Origin of the sequence: Petralouisia muris (assembly GCF_004793545.1) — a bacterium.
GTDB classification, from domain to species: domain Bacteria; phylum Bacillota; class Clostridia; order Lachnospirales; family Lachnospiraceae; genus Petralouisia; species Petralouisia muris.
In genome coordinates this window covers 1-719 of the sequence record NZ_SRYA01000228.1, presented here as the reverse complement: position 1 = coordinate 719, position 719 = coordinate 1, and the positions used below count along the sequence as shown (strand labels likewise).

The following is a 719-nucleotide window of genomic DNA, read 5'->3' as shown; positions in this document are numbered from 1 at the left end:
TCCCCTTGATGCTCTTTTGCAGCTCGTTGATGAGCGTGATGTCCGCCACCGTGATACCCTGCATGGAGAGAATGTCATCCATTGTCATGGCGGCGATGGCTTTTTCTTCGGTAAACCCTGCGTCCAGAACCTTGTTTAAGGTTCTTATGGCTTTTGGGTAGACTGCCATATCCCATACCTCCTATCGTTCATGCTCTTTGTCTTTTGGCTGTAAAAGGGGAAGCCTGCCGCCATTCATCTCTTTTACCTGCTGAACATATTCCTTTTCCTTATCCTCAAAAATTTCATAGAAAAAATCGGCAAAGCCCTCGCCGTCTTTCCTCTCTGGCGCATCTTCAATGCCATCGCACCACTGCCGGCAGGCTTCCTCCAATACCATATGAAAAACCACTTTCTTTTCCTTGCTTTTTGCTATATCCTGAATATTCATTGTCACATCTCCTATCGCTCATGGTCTTTGTGTTTCGGTGATTTCTGTGCAGTCGGCGGCTCTTGCGGCTTCGGCTCGCAGCTATGCCCGTTCCTTTCCAGACGCTCGGCAAACTCGCAGATGTGGTAGAGGTTGCTGCCCACCTCGGTATGGCATTCGTCAATGAAACGGCAGGTTTTTTCCGCCTTTTCTCACCAATCATAAGTGATGGTGATTTTCCCGCCGTCTGGGATACGGAACAGCTCTTTGTAATGGGGGTCTATAAAGCGGATTCCCTGTTCCGCTCTGG

General features: G+C 49.0%; 1 protein-coding gene and 1 pseudogene. Both read right to left on the bottom strand.

What is annotated here, in order from left to right:
* Positions 1-181 precede the first annotated feature (181 nt).
* Positions 182-430 carry a hypothetical protein gene (locus E5329_RS29225; protein WP_135992587.1) on the bottom strand — a complete coding sequence of 83 codons (249 nt, stop codon included), beginning with the start codon at positions 428-430 and terminating at the stop codon, positions 182-184.
* An 11-nt stretch (positions 431-441) separates the two neighbouring features.
* Positions 442-719 (bottom strand): annotated as a pseudogene (locus tag E5329_RS32445) (hypothetical protein); the annotation flags it as partial.